Consider the following 21,597-nt stretch of genomic DNA (forward strand, 5'->3'; position numbering starts at 1 on the left):
GGCATGGCACGTACGGACGGCGGAGGCACGACGGGGCGGCCCGCACCGGGCGAACGAGCAGAGCGGACGCCGGGCGCACCGGGGAACGGGCCGGAGACCGGTCACGTCCCGGGCCCCGGGCGGGACCCGGGACGCGCGCCCGGGACCGGACGAGCGCGGGCGTCCCGGCAGGGCGGCCCCGCGCTGATGGTGGTGGCGGGCGCCGCATGCACCTCGTCCTCCGGCATGTTCATCAAGCTCTCCGAGGTGAACGCGGGCACCGCGGCCTTTCTGCGGTGCGCCCTCGCGCTGGCCGTGCTCGCGCCGATGGCACTCGTGGAGTGCCGCCGCATCGGGCGCCGGCCCGGGCGGCTGCTCGCGCTCGATCTCGCGGCGGGGACTCTGCTCGGACTCGACTACGTGTGCTGGGTGCGGAGCATCCACGATCTGGGCGCGGGCGTCGCGACGCTGCTGCTCAACGTCCAGTTGATCGTCTTCCCGCTGCTGGCGCGCTTCCTGACCGGCGTTCGGCTGGCACGCAGATTCTGGCTCACCGCGTTCGTGCTGCTCGCTGGGCTGGCCTTGGCGGGAGGCGCCATCGGACGGCCCGAACCCGGGACCGACCCGCTCTCCGGGGTGCTCTTCGGCACGATCGCGGGCGTGGCCTTCGCGGGCTATCTCTTCCTGATACGGCTCGGCGGCGACGGCGGCCGGGCCGGCGACGCCCAACTCCCGTCCGCGGCAAGCCCGGAGGAGCTACGCGGCGGAGCCGAGGTGGCGGAGAGCAGTGACCGTACCGGGGACGGTACGCCCCTGTGCCCCGAGGGCGTAGGCTACGCGGGCGGCACGGGCTCGGGCGCCGCGAGCACCCCGGTCGCAACCGCCCCCTCCCACACCGTCACTCCCGTCTGCGCGGCCACCTTCGCCGCCGCCGTCGCCGCGGGCGTGCTCGGGGCGCTGTGGACGGGCGTCGACGTCGATCCCGGATGGCCCGCCTGGGGCTGGCTGATACCGATGGCGTTCCTCGGCCAGGTCGTGGCGTGGCTGCTCATCAACCCGGCGCTGCCACGGCTCGCCCCCGACAAGGGCGCGACGCTGCTGCTTCTCCAGCCGATCCTGGCGATCCTCTTCGGTGTCGGTTTCCTCGCCGAACGCCCCACTCTCAGCCAGTACGCGGGCTGTGTCCTGGTCGTACTGGCGATATGGCGCACCACCCGTACCGATCATTAGAGTCGGCGCATGTCCGTGCGCTCCACCGCCGTAGCCCTGGTGGCCGCCGCCGTGGCGGCGTTCTCCGTGAGTTCGTCGGCGGCGGCGGACGCGGGGCACTCCGCCGCCCAGGACGAGATGGACGCCCAGGTCCAACAGGACGGCGTCCCGGGCGTGTTGGGCGAGGCCCGGGACGGCGGCGGCGTCTGGCACGGCGCCTCGGGCGTCGCGGACCGCGGTACGGGCCGCCCGCCGATGCCGCACGACAAGTTCCGCATCGGCAGCCTCACGAAGCCGTTCGTCGCCACGGTGATGCTCCAGCTCCAGTCGGAGGGCACCGTCGACCTGGACGCGCCCGTGGAGCGCTGGCTGCCGGGCACCGTGCGGGGCGGCGGCCAGGACGGGCGCCAGGTCACCGTGCGCCAACTCCTCGGCCACACCAGCGGTCTGTACGACTTCACCGCTGACCGGCGCATGAGGCGCCACTACTTCGGACCGAGGTTCGGCGCCCACCGGTTCGACACGCACTCTCCCAAGTCCCTTGTGCGTACGGCCATGTCGCATCAGCGCAGCTTCGCGCCCGGCTCCGACTGGGGCTACTCCAACACCAACTACGTACTCGCGGGCATGGTCATAGCGAAGGCCACCGGCCACTCCTACGCACACGAGATAGAACGCCGCATCATCCGCCCGCTGAAGCTGCGCGACACCTCGCTCCCCGGCGACTCCCCCCGCATCCCCCGGCCGCACGGGCAGGCGTACTCGACGCTCTCCCGCGGCGCCCCGCCCGCTCACGGCACCCGCTCGCGGGACGGCGTCCACGACGTCACCGCGCTCGATCCCTCCCTCGCGGGCGCCTCCGGCGAGATGATCTCCTCCACGGGCGATCTGGTCCGTTTCATGAGGGCGTTGCTGCGCGGCGACGTGCTGCCGCCGCGCCAGCTCACGGAGATGAAGTCCACCGTCCCCGCCGACGGCGACAACCGCTACGGGCTGGGCCTCACCGAGCACCGGCTCTCCTGCGGGACCACCGTGTGGGGCCACGAGGGCACCATCCAGGGCTCGATCTCCACCGCCGTGACCACGTCCGACGGCTCGCACACCGCGGCGTTCCACCTCAACGGCGACTGGTCGGCCAAGACGGAAGCCCTGGTCGAGGCGGAGTACTGCGGCTAGCGGCTGCGCGGTCGCCTGCGGCTTTCCCGCCTCGACTCCCTTGCCCTAGCGCGGAGTTACCGTCACATACTCGGCGGGCTCCCGTTCGACGGCCGTCATCAGCGCCGTACGTACGATCGCGGCCTGCTGCCCGAGGGATTCGCGGAGCTTCGCGGGTGTGAGATGGACGACGGTGATGCCGAGCCCTTCCAGCACCTCGCGCTTGCGGGCGTACTGCGACCACTGCTCGTCCTGGTCGATGTGCGGGCGCGGCGAACGGGTGTCCAGTTCCACGGCCACGGCCTGGTCCGGCCAGTAGGCGTCGACGCCGCCCAGCACGGGGCCTCCGGGCAGACGGAGGTCGACGTTCCAGCAGGGGTCGGGGAGGCGGTGGCGGAAGACCATCTCGTAGAGCAGGCCCTCCGCCAGGGCGCGGTTCTCCGCCACCAGCGCGTCGACGGCCTCCCGCACGTGGGGCCTGCCCAGCAGCCTCGCTCTGAGCAACTCCCCCACCACCGCGCCCGCTTCGCAGTGCCCGCCGCGTACGGACTCCACCAGCAGCCGCCGTACCACTCCGGCGTCGGTGAGCTGCGCGACCGTGTCGGCGAGGGCGCGTGCCACGGGTGCCACGGGCAGCCCGGTGACCTCTTCCGGGTCCGGCAGGCTGTGGCCGCGGACGATGTGCGCGAACCCCGTGGAGCGCACCCGCTTCGTCCTCGGTACGAGCACGTCGATGCGGTCGACGGCACGCAGCGACGGTGCGCCGGTGAAGCCGTGCAGGGTGAGCGCGGCCAGGCCGGTGATCATCGCCTCGGGCAGCTCCGGGGGCGGGCAGTGGCGTTGCGGTGTGCCCGGCGCGCCGGGGAGGGCGCCTCCGGCGTGGTCCGTACGGTTCGCGGTGCCCTGCTGGGCGGGGATGCGGGACCGCTCGCCGCCCGCGTGGAGCAGTGCGGCCCGCAGCCGCTCCTCACTGGTCGGCGGGCCGGGGTGGAGCAGATAGACGCCCGGCAGCAGCATCTGCCAGGGGCCTCCCGGACGGCACCGCTCGTCGGCGGCGGCCGTGGATACTCCGTGCTCACGAAGGGAGTTCGCGGTCAGCACGCGCGGAGGTGCGGTCTCCGTGAGGTGGCTGAGGGGGCGAGGGGAGAGCGGGGTGTTGTGCGTCATGTCCGGGCGATTCCCAGCATCGGACGGCCTTCCACCCGCTGTTACGAGCTCGTCGACAAAGCCGGACAACTCTGCCCTAAAGTACGGGCGTTCGAGAATCGGTCAGGCTCGCACACATGCGTGTCCGCGCATACGGAACACAGGAAACGGGGACGCACACGGGCGTTTGCGCACATGAGGGTTCGACGCCCGTACGGGGCAGGGAAGCCGGCGCAGAACTCAGCCCTGAGAAGGCTCAGGGCTTGAGACTCAGGACTGCTGCCTGCCGCCGCCGGAACGGCCGCCGAGCATCACCAGGGCGGCGATCAGGAGAAAGACGCCGACGGGTACGGCGACGAACAGCCCGAGCGTCTCCAGGACGCTGATCCCCGGGCCCGGGTCGTCACCGTCGTCACGGCTGACCGCGAAGGCCGGTGACGACACCAGCAGCATCAGCGCCGAGGCGGCGGTGACGGTGCCGGCTCGCAGAACGTTCTTCTTGACCTTCGTATCGACCTTGTCGCTCACACCGTCAACATAGCCGACCGCCTCGGGCACCTCGGCCCCGGGTCTCCCCGAGGACCCCTCGGGGCTGCGGGACGCAAGCGACGGCTCCGGGGGCGTCTGCCCCGGAGCCGAGAGCACGATTTCGGAAAGCCGGAACTCCGGAAACCGGAAGGCCGGAAGCCTTGAAGGCGAGAGTCCGGATGCCGGAAGCCGGGCAGCCGGATCAGATCTCGGTGGTGTCCGCTCCGAAGCCGCTGCCTGTGGGCTCGCTGGTGAGCGGCAGTTCGGCGAGCGGCGGTTCACTGGTGAGGGGGGCCACGTCGGCGAGTGGCGGTTCGGATGTCAGCGGTGCCTCGAAGCACCCGCACGAGCACGAGCCGTCAAGTCCGGAGTCGGGGTCGGAGACACCGGACAGGTCTACCGGCTCGTGCCCCTGTTTGGAGAGTGCCTGCTGTTTCGAGAGCACCTGTTTCGGAAGCGGGGTGAGAACTGCGAGAAGTTCAGCGGACGCGGCCACGGCGGGCCTCCGTTCGTGGACGTCGACGGTCAGGTGGGTGGCCCTACCCAGTGGAGCCGCGCGCAGACGTGATCGGGGGGCGAACGTGGCCGAGGTCACGTTTGCTCCGCAGGCGATTTGCCTGCGCCCTGCCCCTGAAGGCGAACGGACGGCGGGATTTCAGGCCATCCCGCACGAAATTTTACAGGCCACTCACCCAAGGTCACCACCGGGAGACCGAATTGCGGCGCTACGGGCGCATCGCCCCGCACACCGCGGGGGACTTGGGGACGCTCCGTGACCGCGTGTACACGGTGATCCCGAGCCCTCGCGCCGCAGGGACCGCGACTGGGCGTCACCGGCGCCTCACGCCGTGCCGCGCCCGTATGCGTCGGCGCGAGGCCGCGCGCCCCCGGCCGGCGGTTCGCCCCTGCCCAGGAACCGGAACGCGGCCTCGACGCGTCCGCCTTCACAGAACCCGACGGTTCACGGGACCGCCCGCGCGTGGATTCCGGCGGCCCGCAGCACGGCCGGAATCCGCGGACTGCCCCCGCCCGCGCCCGCGTTGACACGTCCGACACGGCGGTGATGGGCTCGGCGTTCCAAGTGTGCCCGGCGGGCCACTAGTTCAGCTCTGGTGAACAATGTGACCGATGTGAGCGATCTGAACGGTGAACGGCCGCCTGCCGAGCCGTGAGGATCCCGGTACGGGGAGGACGGGAGGACGTCGTGGGCGCAGCGCCCAAGGGGGACAGAGCACGGCGGCGGGCCGGAGCGACAGCGCTCACCGCGGCCGTCATCGGCGGAATTCTCGGCGGGGTGCCCGCGACGCAGGCCAGTGCCGCCCCCGGACCCGGCGACCGTTCCGCCGGTGCCACGGACCAGGAGCCGCAGAACGGTGAGAAGGCGCGCGGCGGTTCCCTGCCGCCTGTGTGGCCGCGCCCGCAGTCGATGCGCCAGCGGGACGGTTTCGTAGCCGTAGGCCGCGAAGCGACCGTCGTGGCCGACGAGGACACCGACCCCGCGGCTCTCGACGCCTTGCGGGCGGTGCTGCGTGACGCCGGTGCGCGCGACGTCCGACAGGTGCGCCCAGGACAGCAGTTGCCCCGAGGGGGCGGCCTCGTCGTACGCGTGGACTCGGCGACGGCCCCGCAAGCCCTCGCCGCGCTGAAGGCGCCGCCGCGAGGCGACCTGCCCCGCGGCGGCTACCGTCTCGCCGCCGGACGTACGGACAAGCGCAGCACCGTCGCTCTCGAAGGCGCCGACGCCGACGGCCTGTTCCACGCCGTGCAGACCCTGCGGCAGCTCGTCACCGAGCGGGACGGCGGGCGCGGCTTCGCCGGCGTGACCGTGAGGGACTGGCCCACCGCCCCCGTGCGCGGCATCACCGAAGGCTTCTACGGCAGTTCGTGGACACAGCGACAGCGCCTGGAACAGCTCGACTTCCTCGGGCGCACCAAGCAGAACCGCTATCTCTACGCCTCCACCGACGACCCGTACCGGCAGTCCTCCCGTTGGCGCGACCCCTATCCGGCCGCGCAACGCGACGAGTTCCGCGAACTGGCCGACCGCGCCCGGCGCAACCATGTGAAGCTCGGCTGGGCCGTCGCACCGGGCCAGGGCATGTGCTTCTCCTCGGGCGCCGACCGCCGCGCGCTGCTGCGGAAGCTGGACGCCATGCGCGCCCTGGGCTTCGAGGCGTTCCAGCTCCGCTTCGAGGACGTCAGCTACAGCGAGTGGCACTGCGACGAGGACGCGCAGAAGTACGGTTCCGGGGCGAAGGCCGCGGCACGCGCCCACGCCGAGCTCGCCAACGACGTGGCGAGGCACCTCGCGGAACGCCACCGTGACGCCGAGCCGCTGTCGGTGATGCCGACCGAGTTCTACCAGGGCGGCGGCACCGAGTACCGCGACGAGCTGGCGGGGCGGCTGGACCCCGGCGTGCAGGTCGCCTGGACTGGGGTCGGAGTGGTCCCCCGGACCATCACCGGCGGCGAACTCACCGCCGTACGCGAGGCGTTCCACCAGCATCCGCTGGTCACCATGGACAACTACCCCGTCAACGACTACGCGCAGGACCGGATCTTCCTCGGGCCCTACCGCGGCCGGGAGCCGGCGGTCGCCGCCCGCTCCGCCGCCGTGCTGACCAATGCGATGAAGCAGCCTGCCGCGTCCCGCATTCCGCTGTTCACGGCCGCCGACTACGCCTGGAATCCGAAGGGTTACGACCCTCAGCGCTCCTGGCAGGCGGCGATCGACGAGGCCGCGGGCGGCGACGCGCAGGCACGCGAGGCCGTGGGCGCGCTCGCGGGGAACGACGCCTCGTCCGTGCTCGGCAACGAGGAATCGGCCTATCTGCGGCCGCTGTTGAAGGACTTCTGGGCCGCCTACGACGCCTCCGACCCGCAGGACCGGGACTCGCTGAAGCGGCTGCGGCGCACCGCCGGCGAGTTGCGCGGCGCCTTCCATACGATGCGCACCGCCCAGGACCGCGTGCCGGGCGCGCTCGCCGGTGAAGTACGGCCATGGCTGGAGGAGTTGGCGCGCCACGGCGAGGCGGGCGAGCAGGCCGTGCGGATGCTCTCGGCGCAGGCGCGCGGCGACGGCGGCGAAGCCTGGGACGCCCGCCTGGCGGTGGAGCGGCTGCACGCGCGGGACAAGGACCCCGACCGGCCGTCGGCGACCGTCGGCAAGGGCGTGCTGAAGGACTTCGTGAAGCGTTCGCTGAAGGCCTCCGACGCCTGGACGGGCGCGGACCACAGGGGCACGGGACGCCACCGTGCCACCGCCGAGGGCGGACCGGCGGCCCGCCCCGACTCCCCCGCGAAGGCCGCCGTCGACGGCGATCCGGACACCGCCTACCGTGCCGAAGCCGCCCCCGCCACCGGGTACTTCGCGCCGCGCTCTCCGCTGCCCGGCGCGTCGTTGCCGGGCGGTCTCGGCCGTGGCTCCGGCTCGTCAGGCGGCGCGGGCGGGCCGTGGGACGGTCCCGGAGAGGGCCAGGGCGGAGGCCGGGGGCAGGGCTCGGGGGGCGGCAGCGGCCAGGACACCCCCGCGCTCACCGTGCGGCTGCCCGAGCAGCGCCCCCTGGACGCGGTCACCGTGCAGACCGGTCCCGGCTCCGGGACCAGGGCCCGCGTGGAGGCCCATGTGCCGGGCGAGGGCTGGCGGCGCCTCGGCCCGCTCTCCGGCAGCGGCTGGACCCAGCGGGACGCACACGGCCTGAGGGCCGACGCGCTGCGTCTCGCCTGGTCGCCGGGCTCGGACGAGCCGGTGGTCCACGAGATCACCCCCTGGTACGCCGACCGGCCCGACGCCTCCCTCTCCCTGACCGAGGACGACGTCTACGCGCCGATCGGCGGGGGCACGGGCAGGACCGCCGTCGAACTCCACGGGCACGTTCCGTCCGACGTACGCGGCCGGGTCACCGCCGAGGCCCCGGACGGCTTCACGGTGCGCACGCCGCGGCGCACGGTCGTACCACGCGGCGGCAGAACCGAGGTCCCCGTGGAGATCGAGGCCGACTCGTCGGTGAAGTCCGGCAGTCACCGCATCACGCTCCACTTCGGCGAGGACGAGAAGCGGACGCTGACGGTACGGGCGTTCCCGCGTACCGGCGGTCCGGATCTGGCACGTGACGCGGAGGCCACCTCCTCCGGCGACGAGACCGGCGACTTCCCCGCCTCCGCCGTCAACGACGGCCGCGAGGACACCCGTTGGTCCTCCCCCGCCAAGGACGGCGAGTGGGTGCAGCTCAAGCTGCGCGACCCGGCGCGACTCGGCGAACTGGTGCTGCACTGGCAGGACGCCTACGCCAAGCGCTACCGCGTGCAGGTCTCGCCGGACGGCAAGCGCTGGCGGGAGGCGGCGTCCGTGAGGGACGGCAAGGGCGGCAAGGAGACGGTCCGCATGGACGCGCCCCGCGACACGCGCTACGTGAGGGTCCAGGGCGACGAGCGGGCCACGCGCTTCGGCCTCTCGCTGTGGTCGTTGCAGGCGTACGCCGTGAAGGAGGGAGCCGGGCGGGACCGCTGACGGCCCCTCCCCCTCCGTCCCGACGCCACAGGCGGCCCGGCGGCACAGACCCCGGGGCCCCGTAGAACCCCGGAGAACCCCGGAGAACAACGAAGCCCGGTCTCAGGCAGTAGCTCTGCCTTCGATCCGGGCGAGGGCGTCGTCCGCGCCGTATGGCTGTAGGTACGGCATCCAGCGCGGGTCTCGGTGTCCCGTGCCGATGATCCGCCAGGCCAGGCCCGACGGCGGCGCGGGTTGATGGCGCAGCCGCCAGCCGATCTCGGCGACGTGGCGGTCCGCTTTGACGTGGTTGCAGCGGCGGCAGGCGGCCACCACGTTCTCCCAGGTGTGCTGTCCGCCGCGGCTGCGCGGAATGACGTGGTCGACGCTGGTTGCGACACCACCGCAGTACGCGCACCGGCCGCCGTCGCGGGCGAAGAGCGCCCGTCGGGTCAGCGGAACGGTGCCCCGAAAGGGCACCCGCACGAAGCGCTTCAGCCGTACGACGCTGGGCGCGGGTATGACACGGGTCGCGCTGTGCATCAGTGCGCCGGACTCCTCGAGGCTGACCGCCTTGTCGTTCAGCACGAGGATGAGGGCGCGACGTAGCGGTACGACACCGAGCGGCTCGTACGACGCGTTGAGGACCAGGACATGCGGCACGGTGCCTCCTTGTACGTCTGCGGCGCGTGGCTCGCGCCGGGACGATCCGTACTCAGTGTGTCCCCCGCCCTGGTCGTTCCGCCACCACGACCGGGTAACGCCCTGAGCGTGTTTTCAACCACACCCCCTGACTCCCCCTTGAACTTCTGCCCCGCTTCCGAGCAGTCAAGACGTAATGGACCATGATGCGATCCGGCCTTCGCGACGGCTGGTTCGCGCCGCTGACTCCGGCCGCCGCCGCTTGTGAAGGCCGTGCGCCGTTAGTGTGGTTGCCGCGTTCGGATCCGCATCGTCCGGCTCCGGCGCTGGGTTGGTCCCGACTCTCCCCGCTCGGAAGGTTCTGCTGTGTTCTGGCTCACCGGCGCTGCCCCTCCGCAGGTTCTCGCGGGTCTCGACCGTGCGGGAGCGGTGATGGGAGACGGCGTGCCCGACGGCCCCACGTCCTTGAAGGACGCACACGAGTCCGCCGCCGACGCCGCCGGCTGGGTCGAGCAGAACTGGTCGGAGTGGGTCGCCGCCGGACTGCGCATACTGCTCATCGCGATCATCGCGATCCTCCTGCGGCACGTGATACGCCGCGCCATCAGCAGGCTGATCAAGCGCGTCAACCGCCGTGCGGAGGCCGCCGACAGCGCCAACGCGCTCCGTGGGCTGCTCGTCAGCGGCGAGCGCAGGCGGCAGCGTTCCCAGGCCATCGGATCGGTGCTGCGCAGCATCTCCTCGTTCGTGATCATCGGCACCGCGCTGCTGATGGTCCTCTCCGACCTCGGCATCAATCTCGCCCCGCTGCTGGCCAGCGCCGGCGTCGCCGGCGTCGCCCTCGGCTTCGGCGCACGCGACGTCGTCACGGACCTGCTCGCCGGGATCTTCATGCTGCTCGAGGACCAGTACGGGGTCGGCGACCGCGTCGACGTCGGCGAGATCTCCGGAACGGTCCTGGAGATCGGGCTGCGCGTCACACAGCTCCGCGGCGACAACGGCGAGATCTGGTACATCCGCAACGGCGAGATCAAGCGCGTCGGCAACCTCAGCCAGGGCTGGGCGACCGCGGCCGTGGACGTACAGGTGGCCCCCAGCGAGGACCTCGACGAGGTACGGGCGGCCATCGTCGCCGTGGGCGAGGAGCTGGGCAGGACCGAGCCCTGGGACGAGCAGCTCTGGGAGCCGGTCGAGGTGCTCGGCCTGGACTCGGTGACGCTCGAGGAGGCGGTCGTACGGGTCTCGGCGAAGACCATGCCGGGCAAGGCGCTCGGCGTGGAGCGGGAGCTGCGCTGGCGGATCAAGCAGGCGCTGGACCGCAGGGGCATCGAGAGCACCGAGCAGCCGTCGCTCGCCGGGGACGGGCCGGAGGGCCGCGACGGGCGTGACGGTGCCGCTGCGGACTCCGCTGCCGGTGCCGCTGCCGGAAGCGCCGGTGCCGGTGCGGCGGACGGCTCGGGCGCCGCCGTCGCCCCCGGCCCCAAGCAGGTCACGGGCGGAAAGCAGGTCCCGGGCGGCAAGCAGGTCCCGGTCGGCAAGCAGACGGGCGGCGGCCCGGCCGACGGCTCCAAGGTGCCGTTGCAGAAGGCCCGTAAGTAAGCGGCGGTGCGGTCCGGGCCCGGGCCCGGTACCGCCCCGGCCCCCGGCCGCGCGCAGCACTTCGCGAGCCCTTCGCGCATCCACTCGCGCATTCCGCCGCCCCCGCGTACCGTCTCATCGCCGTCCCCCGGGGCAGTCCCATCGGCAGCGCCATTGACTGCGCCGAGCCCTGCCCCATACGGTCCAACGACTGGAAGGCTTCCTAACAGTGGTGGCCGCGGTCGGAGCCCGAGGGCCGGAGGCGGAGCGCAGATGGCCGGTACGACGCCGGGGACCCCGAGTGTGCTGCGCGCGATGAACGACCGCGCCGCACTCGATCTGCTGCTCGCGCAAGGCCCGCTGTCGAGGGGCCGCATCGGCGAACTGACCGGCCTCTCCAAGCCGACGGCCTCCCAGTTGCTCGCCCGTCTGGAGAGCGCGGGTCTGGTCGTCGTCACCGGAAGGAGCGAGGGCCGCCCCGGGCCCAACGCCCAGCTCTACGCCGTCAACGGGCAGGCCGCCCATGTCGCCGGCGTCGACGTCACCACCGCGCGCATCCTCGCCGGAGTCGCCGACGTCACCGGCCGCGTCGCCGGGACCTTCGAAGTACCCACCCCCGCACGGCGTCCCGGCAGCCCCCGCCCTTGCCCTCCCGAACTGGTCGTACGCGCCGTCGAGGGAGCCGCCGAGGCCGCGGGCGTGCACACCTCCGCCCTCCACCGCACCGTCATCGGCACACCGGGCGCCTTCGACCCCAGTACCGGGCGGCTGCGCTACGCCTCACACCTGCCCGGCTGGCACTCCCCCACGCTGCTGGAGGAGATGGCCGCCGCACTGCCCATGCCCGTCGAGTACGACAACGACGTGAACCTCGCCGCCGTAGCCGAGCAGCGCCTGGGCGCGGCCCGCGGCCATGACGACTTCGTACTGCTGTGGAACGAGCAGGGCATCGGCGCGGCGCTCGTCATCGGGGGGCGGCTGCATCGCGGCCGTACGGGCGGCGCGGGCGAGGTCGGGTTCCTTCCGGTGCCCGGCACTCCGCTCGTACGGGACCCGGCGCTGCACAACAGCGGCGGCTTCCAGGCGCTCGCGGGCGCGGGAGCGGTGCTGCGGTGGGCCCATGAGCTGGGCCTGCCCTACGCCCCCGTGGGCTCGCTACAGGCCGACGCCGCGGCCCTGGTGGCGCGTGCCGCCGAGGAGGCCCCGCCGGAGGAGGGCGAGGACGGTGAACTCGGGCCGCGATACGAGCTGTTGCGCCGTCTGGCCACCGGGACGGCCGTCGGCCTGGCGTCCATGGTCGCCGTGCTCGATCCGCAGCTCATCGTGCTCTCGGGGGGCGTACTGACCGCGGGAGGGGAGCGGCTGCGGCGGCTCGTACAGCAGGAACTGGCCGAACTCGCCGTGCCCAGGCCCGAGTTGAAGCTCGGTACGGTCACGGGCGATCCGGTGCTGCACGGGGCGCTGGAGAGCGCCCTGGCCACGACCCGTGACGAGGTCTTCGACACCTCACGCTGACCCGCGACGCGTCACAGCGCGCCGCCCGGACGACGACAACCCCACACGTGACGACCCACACGCGACGACCCACGTGCCCCGGCCCGGCAGCCAGGGCCCGGCAGACAGCGCCGAGCGGAAGGACCCGAGGTACGACATGAGACTCGCAGTGGCCGGCGGCGGCTCCACCTACACCCCCGAACTGATCGACGGCTTCGCGCGGTTGCGCGAGACACTGCCCGTGAGCGAGCTGGTGCTGATCGACCCGGACACCGAGCGGCTGGAGCTGGTGGCGGGTCTCGCCCGCCGCATCTTCGCCGCGCAGGGCCATGAAGCGACCGTCACCACGACCGCCGACGTCGACGCGGGGATCGACGGCGCCGACGCCGTGCTGCTCCAGCTACGCGTCGGAGGCCAGGCGGCGCGGCTGCGCGACGAGACATGGCCGCTGGAGTGCGGCTGCGTAGGGCAGGAGACGACGGGCGCGGGCGGGCTCGCCAAGGCGCTGCGCACCGTGCCGGTGGTGCTCGACATCGCCGAGCGGGTCCGCCGTACCAACCCGGACGCCTGGATCATCGACTTCACCAACCCCGTGGGCATCGTCACGCGCGCCCTGCTCCAGGCGGGGCACAAGGCGATCGGGCTGTGCAACATCGCGGTCGTCCTCCAGCGGAAGTTCGCGAGGCTGCTGGACGTCTCGCCGGAGGAGGTCCACCTCGACCACTACGGGCTCAACCACCTCACATGGGAGCTGGGCGTGAGGCTGGGCGGACCCGACGGCACCGACGTGCTGCCTAAGCTGCTCGCCGACCACGGGGAGGACTTCGCCCGGGAGCTGCGGATGCCGCGCCGGGTGCTGGAGACCCTCGGCGCGTTCCCGTCGTACTACCTGCGTTACTTCTACGCACACGACGAGGCCGTCGGCGAGCTGCGTACGAAGCCGTCCCGGGCGGAGGAAGTCGCCGCGATCGAGCGGGAGTTGCTCACGATGTACGGCGATCCGGAGCTGAGGGAGAAGCCGGAGCTGCTGAGCCGCCGCGGTGGCGCGTTCTACTCGGAGGCGGCGGTGGCGCTGGCCGCGTCGCTGCTGGGGAGCGAGACGTCCCGCAGCGTGCAGGTCGTCAATGTGCGCAACGACGGCACGCTGCCCTATCTGCCCGACGACGCGGTGATCGAGGTGCCCGCGGAGATCGGCCCGGAGGGTGCCGTGCCGCTGCCGGTGACGGGTGCGGGACCGCTTCAGACGGGTCTGGTCGCACATGTCACCGCCTATGAGCATCTGGCGCTCGACGCGGCGCTGCACGGCGGGCGCGAGCGGGTCTTCAAGGCGATGCTGGCGCACCCGCTGATCGGGCAGTACGACCGTGCCGAGGCGCTGACCGACCTGCTCGCCGCCAACAACCGGGAGCATCTGGAGTGGGCCTGACGACCGTGTCGGGCGGGGAACTCGAGACCTCCGCCTGCCTGGCCATCGACGCGGGCAACACCAAGACGGACGTGGCGGTCGTGGACGTGGGCGGCGACGTACGCGGCAGGGCGCGCGGCGGCGGTTTCCACCCCCAGGCGGGCGGCCTGGGCACGGCGCTGGACAGGCTGGAAGAGCCGGTGGCGCGGGCGCTCGCGGCTGCGGGGGTGCCGGGTGCCGGACCGGGGGCGCCCGTCGCGGGACCGGGTGTACCCGGTGCCGGGCCGTCCGCCGGCGCGGGGACCGCGCCGCTCGGCACCGGGCCCCAGCCTCCGGTCGCCCATGTCTCCGCGTGCCTCGCCAACGCCGATCTGCCGCGTGAGGAGCGGGAGTTGACGGCCGCCCTGACGGCGCGCAACTGGGGCCGTACGACCGATGTGGCCAACGACACCTTCGCCATTCTGCGTGCCGGGCTGCCCGACGACGGCTCCGTGCGCCACGGGGTCGCCGTCGTCTGCGGCGCCGGCGTCAACTGCGCGGGCCAGGACGGCGAGGGCCGCACCCACCGCTTCCTCGCCCTGGGCCGTATCTCGGGCGACTTCGGCGGCGGAGGCGGACTGGCGGCGGAGGCCGTCTGGTTCGCCGCGCGTGCGGAGGACGGCCGCGGCGAGGAGACCCGTCTCGCCCGCGAACTGCCCTGGCACTACGGGCTTACGTCGATGTACGCGCTGATCGAGGCGCTCCACCTGGGAGATCTGCCCCGCGCCCGCATGCACGAGATCACCCCGGTCCTCTTCGAAGTCGCCTCCGCCGGCGACCCGGTGGCCCGTGCTCTCGTGAAGCGGCAGGCCGAGGAGCTGGTGACGATGGTGAAGGTCGCCCTGACACGCCTCGACCTCCTTCAGACTCCCACGCCGGTCCTGCTCGGGGGCAGCGTCGCGGCGGCCCGTCATCCGCTGCTGCACGACCACTTCACACGTGAACTGGCTCTGCACGCGCCGAAGGCCACGCCGAAGGTGATCACGGCGCCTCCGGTGCTGGGCTCGGCGCTTCTCGGCCTCGACGCGGTGGGTGCGTCGCCGCGTGCCCACGCGCGGCTGCGCTCGCACTACGCGTGACGCTCTCGCACTACGCGTGACGGGGCGCGTAGAGGCGGCGGTCGCCGGGCGCGGCGGGCGGACGCCGGGCTGCGGACCCGGGTGGCGGCACCGTCCGCGTAGGGGCACAGTCGCGGGGCGGCCGAGTCGCGCAGGGCTCACTCGTCCAAGGCGCATGCCGACGCTGCCCGCGCCCCCGACTCGGAGTCCGGGCGGCGCGGGCGGCGAAACGGCAGAGCAGGCCGGGGCGGCCCGGTGGCCGGGCCCTCGGCGCGACTACGTGAGGTGGAGGGTGATGGTCGTCCAGGCACCGACGTGCACGCGGTCCCCGCTCTTGAGCGGCACCGGCACGAAGGGCTGGATGGGGTCCTCGGCTCCGTTGATGGTGGTGCCGTTCGTGGAGTCCTGATCGACCACCGACCAGCTCCCGTCGGGCTGTTGAACCAGCACGGCGTGCTGGTGCGAGACCCCCGGGTCCTCCGGCGTACGGGCGAGGTCGATGTCGGGCGCCTCACCGGTGGAGTGGCGGCGGCGTCCGATGGTGACCTGGTTGCCCGTGAGCGGAAGCTGCTGCTCGGGCGAGTACGCGGGCAGATTGAGGCTCTCCGCCTCGGGACCGCTGCGGTCCAGCATCGCGGCGAAGTACTCGCGGTCGGGCGCGACGACGGCGATCCACGAACCGGACGGCGCCTGCTGCTGCATGGGCTGGCCCGGCTGCTGCGGATACGGGTGCTGAGCCTGATGGGACTGCTGAGGCTGGCCGGGCGGCGGACCCTGGTCCGGTGCCTGGTGCGGCGCCTGGTTCGGCATCTGCCCCTGACCGGGACCCTGCCCCGGGAAGGGAGGTCCCTGCCCCTGTCCGGGACCCTGACCCTGGCCGGGGAAGGACGGCGGCCCGGGTGGCTGCGGCTGGTCGTGCTGCGGCGTGACGGGCGGTGAGAGCGCCCAGTCACCGCTCGGCGGTGAGGGCTGCTGCGGACCTCCGGGAGGCGGAGGAGCCAACGGACCGCCCTGGCCCGGACCTTGGCCTTGACCCGGTCCGGGGCCCTGCCCCGGTCCCTGCCCCTGTCCCTGCCCCGGTCCCGGTCCCTGTCCCTGTCCCTGTCCCTGTCCCGGGCCGGGATAGCCGCCGAGCCCCTGAGGCGGCTGGTCGGCACCCAGCGGCTCCGCGGGACGGTTGACCTGCGAAGGGCTGTTCGTCCCGTCGAAGTCGAACTGCTGGTCCCTTCCGGACGACGGACCGCCCGGGAAGGGCGGCGGCGGAGGCGGGCCGGGCTGGTTCGAGGGGCCGGGCTGGCCCTGCTGGCCCGGGAAGGGCGGCGGCGGAGGCGGGCCGGGCTGGTTCGAGGGGCCGGGCTGGCCCTGCTGGCCCGGGAACCCGGGCGGCGCCGGAGGCGGGCCCTGCTGATCCCCTGAGCCGGGGCCACCAGGACCGCCGGGACCGCCAGGACCCCCGGGGCCGCCCTGCTGGGCGAAGCCGCCGGGCTGCGGCGACTGATCCGCGGGCACGTACGTCATCGGGGAGTTCGTAAGGAAGTTGTAGCGACAGCCGTCGCAGAAGGGCGCCTGCCCCTCTCGGGGCTTGCCGCACTGGGGGCATGTCTCGCCCTGCGCCTGCGGGCCCTGACCGCCGGGACCGCCCGGCGCACCACCGGGACCACCCGGACCACCAGGGCCGGGGCCGCCGGGACCGCCGGGGCCCGCACTTCCGGGCCCGGGATAGCCGTACCCCTGAGACGGAGGACCGGAAGGCGCGGGACCGCCCGGGCCGCCGGGCCCGCCAGGACCGCCGGGGCCGCCAGGACCCCCCGGTCCCTGCCCGCCCGGCCCGGCCTGCGGCCCGGGGTAGCCGTAACCGCCCCCCGGTGCCGGCGGTGAGGGCGGTACCAGACCGGCGGGTGCCGCAGATGAGTCGGACATGCGGTGACCGCATACCTCGCACCAGTCGTCGGCCGCCGACTGGTGTCCGTTCGGGCAAGTCGGCATGGTGAATGCCTCCCCCTCGTGCTCCTGGATCTCCGTACCTGCGGTACGGCCCTCACGGGCGCGTTACCTCGTTACCTCTTCACGCGGACCGTCTGTGTGGACCGCGTCTCCAGCGTCATCTCGTCGGCGTCGGCAACCTTCGCCTTCAGCCGAACAGTACCGTTCACGGCGTCTACGACGTCCACCACCTTCGAAAGCAGCTTCGAAGTATCCGCGTTCCCGGAGGCCTCGGCCAGCCGTACGGCACGGCCGAGTTGTACCGTCGCACCCTCTTCGTCCCCGGCCTTGCGGAGCTCCAGGCCCTGCCGTATCGCCTCGGCCAGTTCGACCTGGCCGGTGTAGTGCGCGACCTGCGGGTGGATGCCGGTGGTGGCGGCGAGATCGTCCGTCCACACGGCCCGTATCAGCCCCTGCGCCAGCGTCCGCGGCAGACCGCCGTCCTGCGGCGGCAGCGTCAGAGCGGCACGTGCGGCGAGCATCTCCTGGCCCACCTCCGCGGGCGGCACCTCGACGCACACGTGGTAGTCGCGGGACTCCGCGCTCCACGAACCCGTCGGATAGTCGCCGGAGTTGGGCCCGGCGTCGGTGCGCCGGTCCGTGAGGTCCACGACCGTGGGGGCGACCTGCTTGACGAACTTGACCTTCGACCCCCGCGGCGTCCACAAGCGCAGCGCCACGTCCGCGACTTCCTTGCGCATGGCGTTCGCAATCATCTCCGTGAAGTCCGCGGCCAGCCCCTTCGGGTCCGCGACGATGTCGGCCGTGCCGAGGAGCGCCGAGGCGATCCCCGTGACCTCATTGACCTCCCAGTCGGTGCCGACGCCGCGTGCGTCGCAGGTGAAGCGCCCGGCACAGGCGTCGAGGGCGGCCCGCAGGCTCTCCGGGTCCTCGTGCTCGTTGCGCCCGTCGGTGAGCAGTACGCCGTGACGTATCGAACCGGCGTGTGTGGCGAGCAACTTGTCCGCGAGGCGCAGCCAGCCGCCGATGGCGGTGCCGCCCCCCGCGCGCAGCCTGCGCAGCGACGTACGGGCCTCTCTCCGGGTCTCCGGCCCCGCGACCGCCAGCCTGCCCCCTCCGGGATAGACCTCCTCGGCCTTGTGCGTACCGGCGACGACCGCGAAGGAGACCCCGTCGGGCAGCGTCTCGACGGCGGCGGCGGTCGCCTCATGCGCGTTGCGCATCTTCGACGGCGGGTCGTCCATCGAGCCCGAGCAGTCGATCATGATCACGACCGCCGTGTCCGTACGGTCCCCGGCGACGCCCCTGCGGGCGTCCGCGGGGGCCGCGTCGGCGGCGGGCGCCCGCTCGTACGTGGCCTGGGACCCGGACGTGACGGTGATGATCGCGTCGACCTGGTGCCCGCCCTCGGGCAGGTACTCGTTCTGATAGACGTCGACGGAGAACCGCGGCGCGTGCGGCGGCTCGGCGAAATCGGTCATGTTCCGCTCCTGCTCCGTTGCGTAGGGAAGCGTGGGCAGTCGTGGTGTCGTCGTGTCGTGGTGTCGTCCTCGTCGAGGTGGCCGGCGCCGTCGAGGCCGTACGGCGCGAAGTGAGCGCGAAGTGGGCCTGGCGCACGGGCAGTTGTGAGCACCGTGTGCTGCCGCCCCCGTATGCGGCGGCGAGCCGGGCCTCGCTCGGCGCTCCCGGCGCGGCGCCCATGCGCCTCGGTGCCGTACCGAGGCGCCGTGTCAACGCCCCGGAGCGGCGCACCGGACGAGCGCCTCAGGCCGGGCCCGCTCCCTCCGGCGGCCCCGGGAAGGGGATGACCGCCACCGTCGCGTTGTCGTGTCCCCCGCCGTCGAGCGCGAAGCCGACCAGCCGCTGAGCCGCGTGGAGCGGGCGGGCACGGCCGTCGCCGGGCACCACCGCCGCCATCTGCTCCGCGGACTCCGCGTAGTTCCAGAGCCCGTCGGTGCACACGATCACCACCCCGGCGCCCTCCGGCTTGTACGACGCGGTGTGCGGCTCGACCTCGTAGGCGTCCGCGCCGAGCCAGCCGGTGATGGCGTGGGCACGGGCGTCCGCGTACGCCTCGTCCTCCGTCATCAGACCGGCCGCGACCATCTGCGCCGCCCATGAGTCGTCCTCGGTCAGCCGGGCGGGCGGAGCGCCCTGCTCGTCGGGCACCCAGTACGCGCGGCTGTCGCCGATCCATCCGACGGTGAGGATGCCCTCCGCCGCGAGTGCGCCGACGATGGTGCAGGCGGGTGCGTTCTTCGAGGGCTCGTTGGGCCCTTCCGCGGCGAGGGCGGTGACGGCTTCGGATGCCGTGACGAGCGCGTTGTGCATGGCCTGCTGTGCGGACGTCCCCTGCGGTACGGAGTCGCGCATCGACGCGCCCGCGGCGGTGGCGGCCGCGGCCGAGGCGTCGTCGGGGCGGGTCGCCGAGGAGACGCCGTCGCAGACGACGGCGATGGTCGCCGGGGCGCCCGTCGGCGTCACCGTCTCGTGCAGGGAGAAGAAGTCCTCGTTGCGGTGGTGTCTCAGCCCCCGGTCGCTCGCCGCGGCCACCGACCCCAACACGCTCTCCATATGGTCGCGTTCACGCGGCTGCTTGTGGCCGCAGTGATCGCAGTAGCCGTCGCCGTCCACCGCGCCCGTACCGCAGGCGACGCAACGCCCCGTCTCCAGGGGCGAGTCGTCCAGGGCGACCCGGGGGTCCGCGGCACGAGGGTCGGGTGCGGGGGGAACGGGCTGCCCGGGTGCGGGGGGAACAGGCTGCCCGGGCGCGGGAGGAACGGGCTGCCCCGCAGGTGCGCCGGGTGCGCCGGGGGCCGGCTGCTCATGCGTGGCCGACGCGGGGACCGGGGGCGCCAGCGGAGGCGGTACGGGCGGACCCTGCACGGAAGGACCCTGCACGGAAGGACCCTGCACGGAAGGACTCTGCCCGGTGGGACCCGGTACGGACGTGCCCGGCACCGGGTGAACGGGCCGCGTACCCGGAGCGCCTTGCTCCGCGGGCGCCAGCGTGAAGTCCGGCTCACCGGAGGCCCCGGTGCCGGGCCCGGCACCGGGGCCTCCGACGAGTCCTGCAGCGGCACCGCCCCCGGCGGCGGACGCCGGACGCGCCGCCGCCAGATCGGCACCGCACACCCCGCAATAGCGCTCCCCCGCCGCCAGCGGCTCGGAGCAGCTCGGACACGCGGACAGTTGATCAAGCATGGTCACACCCACGTCCTGGGGCGGAAGCGGCAAGTCCGTTCCGCCGGTTCATTCCTATCGGTGGCGGACTGCGCGAGCCCGTCGTTTCTGGGGCCGTCCCCGTCGGCTGGGCCGCCGGGCTCTTCCCGCGTTCCGGTCATGAGTCCGCCACCCCCTCCGCCCGTGCGGGTCCCGCGGCGCCCCGGTCCTGCCGCGCCGAGAGCACGTCCTGCGCCGCGTACTGGTAGCGCAGCACCGCGTCCTCGGCCGCCCGAAGATCGCACGGAGCGCTCCACAGCATGCGCCGTGCCGCGTCGTAGCGCTCGATCAGCATCCGGTCCTCCCCCATGCCCTGCTGTGCCACCTTCGCCTTGTACGCGTCCAGACGCCCGCGCAGTTCCGCCCGTACGGCCAACGGTGCGGTAACGGCGGCAAGTTGGGCACGCGCGCGGTCCAGCTCGTCCTCGGCGCGCTGCTCCAGGCTCTCCAGCAGGGGCGAGAGCCGGTGCCACTGGGAGCGGCGACGGTATTCGGCGGCGGCCGTGAGCTGTTCCTGCAACGCGGTGGGCGGTCCGCTCACCGCCGGAACCTCGGAGGCCGCGATCTTCGCCAGCACCTCGCCGCGCGCCTCACGGGCCTCCGCGAGAGTGCGGTCGGCGCGTGACAGCACGTCGCGAAGCTGCATCAACCGCTGCTCGGAGTCCTGACGGACGTTGAGCACGGCGTCTATCTCCCGCCGGATGTCCTCGAGTTGGCGTGCGGCACGGTCGTAGCGCGACGTGTCGGGCTTGCCGCCGCCGGGTGCGCTGCTGCCGCCCGCGGGGGTCCAGAACGCGAGCGGGTCGGAGACCACCTCGGCACGCAGGGAGGTCAACTCCTCGGTCGTACGCTCCAGATCGTCGCCGGAGGGGTGCTCCCCCGGGCGTACGCCCACGGAGTGCGCGAGGGAGCGCACACGGCGCAGTTCGGCGGCGAGCATGTCTATGCGGGCGGGCAGCGCCGACCACACCGAGTCTGCCGCGGCGACGACGTCGAGGGCCTGTGCGTACCAGCCGTTCATCCACTCGACGAGGCCGGCGAGCGTCACTTCCTCCGCGAGGCGGGCGCCTTCGCCCGCAGCGCCGCCCGAGCCGCCTTCGCCTTGGCCGGGTGCGCCGTCGGCGAGCACGCTGCCGGGCAGCGTGCAGGGGCCGCGCAACAGCCGTGTGAGTTCGGCGAGATCGTCCCGGCTGGGCCAGCGGCGGCGTTCACGCACCTCCTGCGCCTTGGCGAGGGTGCCGCTGTAGTGGTCGAAGACGTTCCACAGCCGCGTTATGGCAGCTTCGGCCTGCGCCCAGCGCCGGGCGGTGATGCCGGTGAGCTGTGCGCCTTCGAGCAGGCGGCGGCCCGCGTGGTCCTGGAGAGCGAGCAACGACGACTCGACCGCCTCGTGTTCGGCGGTGAGCCGTTCGAGAGCACGGTCGGCCTCCTCCCGGCTCATCACCGGTCCGGCGGGTCCCGCGGGCCCCATCGATCACCTCGCTGCTTCTTCGTGTTCCTCTGGTCGTCGGCGGGTCGGTACGCCGGTGTGCCCGGCGCCCTCGCTACGGGCCGGCGGCACCTCCCCCGTCGTCCGTACCCATCCTCGACGCGGAACAGCTCCACGACCGTCGACGGCCGTGCGAAAGAACGCGGCTGCTGCTGCGAGCGTGGCTGCCTGGCCTGGCCGCGGCGGGCGCCGAAGGCCGCGCCGCCCGCCTGGAGTACGC

General features: G+C 73.2%; 15 protein-coding genes. 7 read left to right on the top strand and 8 right to left on the bottom strand.

What is annotated here, in order from left to right; genetic code table 11:
* The first annotated feature begins 3 nt into the window (after window positions 1-3).
* Window positions 4-1,209, top strand: a complete 1,206-nt coding sequence (locus MMA15_RS07705; RefSeq protein WP_241058394.1) for a DMT family transporter — start codon at window positions 4-6, stop codon at window positions 1,207-1,209.
* A gap of 9 nt (window positions 1,210-1,218) precedes the next feature.
* Window positions 1,219-2,364 carry a serine hydrolase domain-containing protein gene (locus MMA15_RS07710; protein ID WP_241058395.1) on the top strand — a complete coding sequence of 382 codons (1,146 nt, stop codon included), beginning with the start codon at window positions 1,219-1,221 and terminating at the stop codon, window positions 2,362-2,364.
* Between the two features lie 45 nt (window positions 2,365-2,409).
* On the opposite strand, the gene MMA15_RS07715 is transcribed toward MMA15_RS07710, so the two are convergent.
* From MMA15_RS07715 to MMA15_RS07725, 3 genes are all read right to left on the bottom strand, one after another.
* Complete coding sequence (locus MMA15_RS07715) at window positions 2,410-3,510, bottom strand: hypothetical protein (RefSeq protein WP_241058396.1); 1,101 nt, start codon at window positions 3,508-3,510, stop codon at window positions 2,410-2,412.
* A gap of 249 nt (window positions 3,511-3,759) precedes the next feature.
* Window positions 3,760-4,017 carry a hypothetical protein gene (locus MMA15_RS07720; RefSeq protein WP_241058397.1) on the bottom strand — a complete coding sequence of 86 codons (258 nt, stop codon included), beginning with the start codon at window positions 4,015-4,017 and terminating at the stop codon, window positions 3,760-3,762.
* A gap of 202 nt (window positions 4,018-4,219) precedes the next feature.
* Window positions 4,220-4,513 carry a hypothetical protein gene (locus tag MMA15_RS07725; RefSeq protein ID WP_241058398.1) on the bottom strand — a complete coding sequence of 98 codons (294 nt, stop codon included), beginning with the start codon at window positions 4,511-4,513 and terminating at the stop codon, window positions 4,220-4,222.
* 708 nt (window positions 4,514-5,221) lie between these two features.
* Between MMA15_RS07725 and MMA15_RS07730 the strand changes: the two genes are divergently transcribed.
* The gene (locus tag MMA15_RS07730; RefSeq protein WP_241058399.1) at window positions 5,222-8,527 is read left to right on the top strand and encodes a glycoside hydrolase family 84 protein; all 3,306 of its coding nucleotides are present in this window, start codon (window positions 5,222-5,224) and stop codon (window positions 8,525-8,527) included.
* Between the two features lie 102 nt (window positions 8,528-8,629).
* Here MMA15_RS07730 and MMA15_RS07735 read toward each other — a convergent pair whose 3' ends face one another.
* The gene (locus MMA15_RS07735; protein ID WP_055485022.1) at window positions 8,630-9,169 is read right to left on the bottom strand and encodes an HNH endonuclease; all 540 of its coding nucleotides are present in this window, start codon (window positions 9,167-9,169) and stop codon (window positions 8,630-8,632) included.
* 411 nt (window positions 9,170-9,580) lie between these two features.
* Here MMA15_RS07735 and MMA15_RS07740 point away from each other — a divergent pair, with 411 nt between their 5' ends.
* The 4 genes from MMA15_RS07740 to MMA15_RS07755 all read left to right on the top strand — a co-directional run bounded on the left by MMA15_RS07740 (window position 9,581) and on the right by MMA15_RS07755 (window position 14,743).
* Complete coding sequence (locus MMA15_RS07740; RefSeq protein WP_241063072.1) at window positions 9,581-10,747, top strand: mechanosensitive ion channel family protein; 1,167 nt, start codon at window positions 9,581-9,583, stop codon at window positions 10,745-10,747.
* Between the two features lie 252 nt (window positions 10,748-10,999).
* Complete coding sequence (locus MMA15_RS07745) at window positions 11,000-12,241, top strand: ROK family transcriptional regulator (RefSeq protein WP_241058400.1); 1,242 nt, start codon at window positions 11,000-11,002, stop codon at window positions 12,239-12,241.
* Between the two features lie 136 nt (window positions 12,242-12,377).
* Entirely contained in the window at window positions 12,378-13,646 is a 1,269-nt protein-coding gene (locus tag MMA15_RS07750) for a 6-phospho-beta-glucosidase (protein WP_241058401.1), read from the top strand.
* On the top strand, window positions 13,637-14,743 hold the full coding sequence (locus MMA15_RS07755) for an N-acetylglucosamine kinase (protein ID WP_241058402.1): 1,107 nt from the start codon (window positions 13,637-13,639) through the stop codon (window positions 14,741-14,743). Before MMA15_RS07750 ends, MMA15_RS07755 begins: the two co-directional genes overlap by 10 nt.
* Window positions 14,744-14,998: 255 nt before the next feature.
* Here MMA15_RS07755 and MMA15_RS07760 read toward each other — a convergent pair whose 3' ends face one another.
* The 4 genes from MMA15_RS07760 to MMA15_RS07775 all read right to left on the bottom strand — a co-directional run bounded on the left by MMA15_RS07760 (window position 14,999) and on the right by MMA15_RS07775 (window position 21,329).
* Window positions 14,999-16,708: an FHA domain-containing protein gene (locus tag MMA15_RS07760; RefSeq protein WP_241058403.1), complete on the bottom strand. Its 1,710-nt coding sequence runs from the start codon at window positions 16,706-16,708 to the stop codon at window positions 14,999-15,001.
* Window positions 16,709-16,779: 71 nt separating this feature from the next.
* The gene (locus tag MMA15_RS07765; protein ID WP_241058404.1) at window positions 16,780-18,147 is read right to left on the bottom strand and encodes a vWA domain-containing protein; all 1,368 of its coding nucleotides are present in this window, start codon (window positions 18,145-18,147) and stop codon (window positions 16,780-16,782) included.
* Between the two features lie 283 nt (window positions 18,148-18,430).
* Window positions 18,431-19,567, bottom strand: a complete 1,137-nt coding sequence (locus MMA15_RS07770) for a PP2C family protein-serine/threonine phosphatase (RefSeq protein WP_308290523.1) — start codon at window positions 19,565-19,567, stop codon at window positions 18,431-18,433.
* A gap of 439 nt (window positions 19,568-20,006) precedes the next feature.
* Complete coding sequence (locus tag MMA15_RS07775) at window positions 20,007-21,329, bottom strand: hypothetical protein (protein ID WP_241058405.1); 1,323 nt, start codon at window positions 21,327-21,329, stop codon at window positions 20,007-20,009.
* Between the last annotated feature and the right edge of the window lie 268 nt (window positions 21,330-21,597).

Source organism: Streptomyces marispadix (genome assembly GCF_022524345.1).
Classification (GTDB): Bacteria; Actinomycetota; Actinomycetes; order Streptomycetales; family Streptomycetaceae; genus Streptomyces; species Streptomyces marispadix.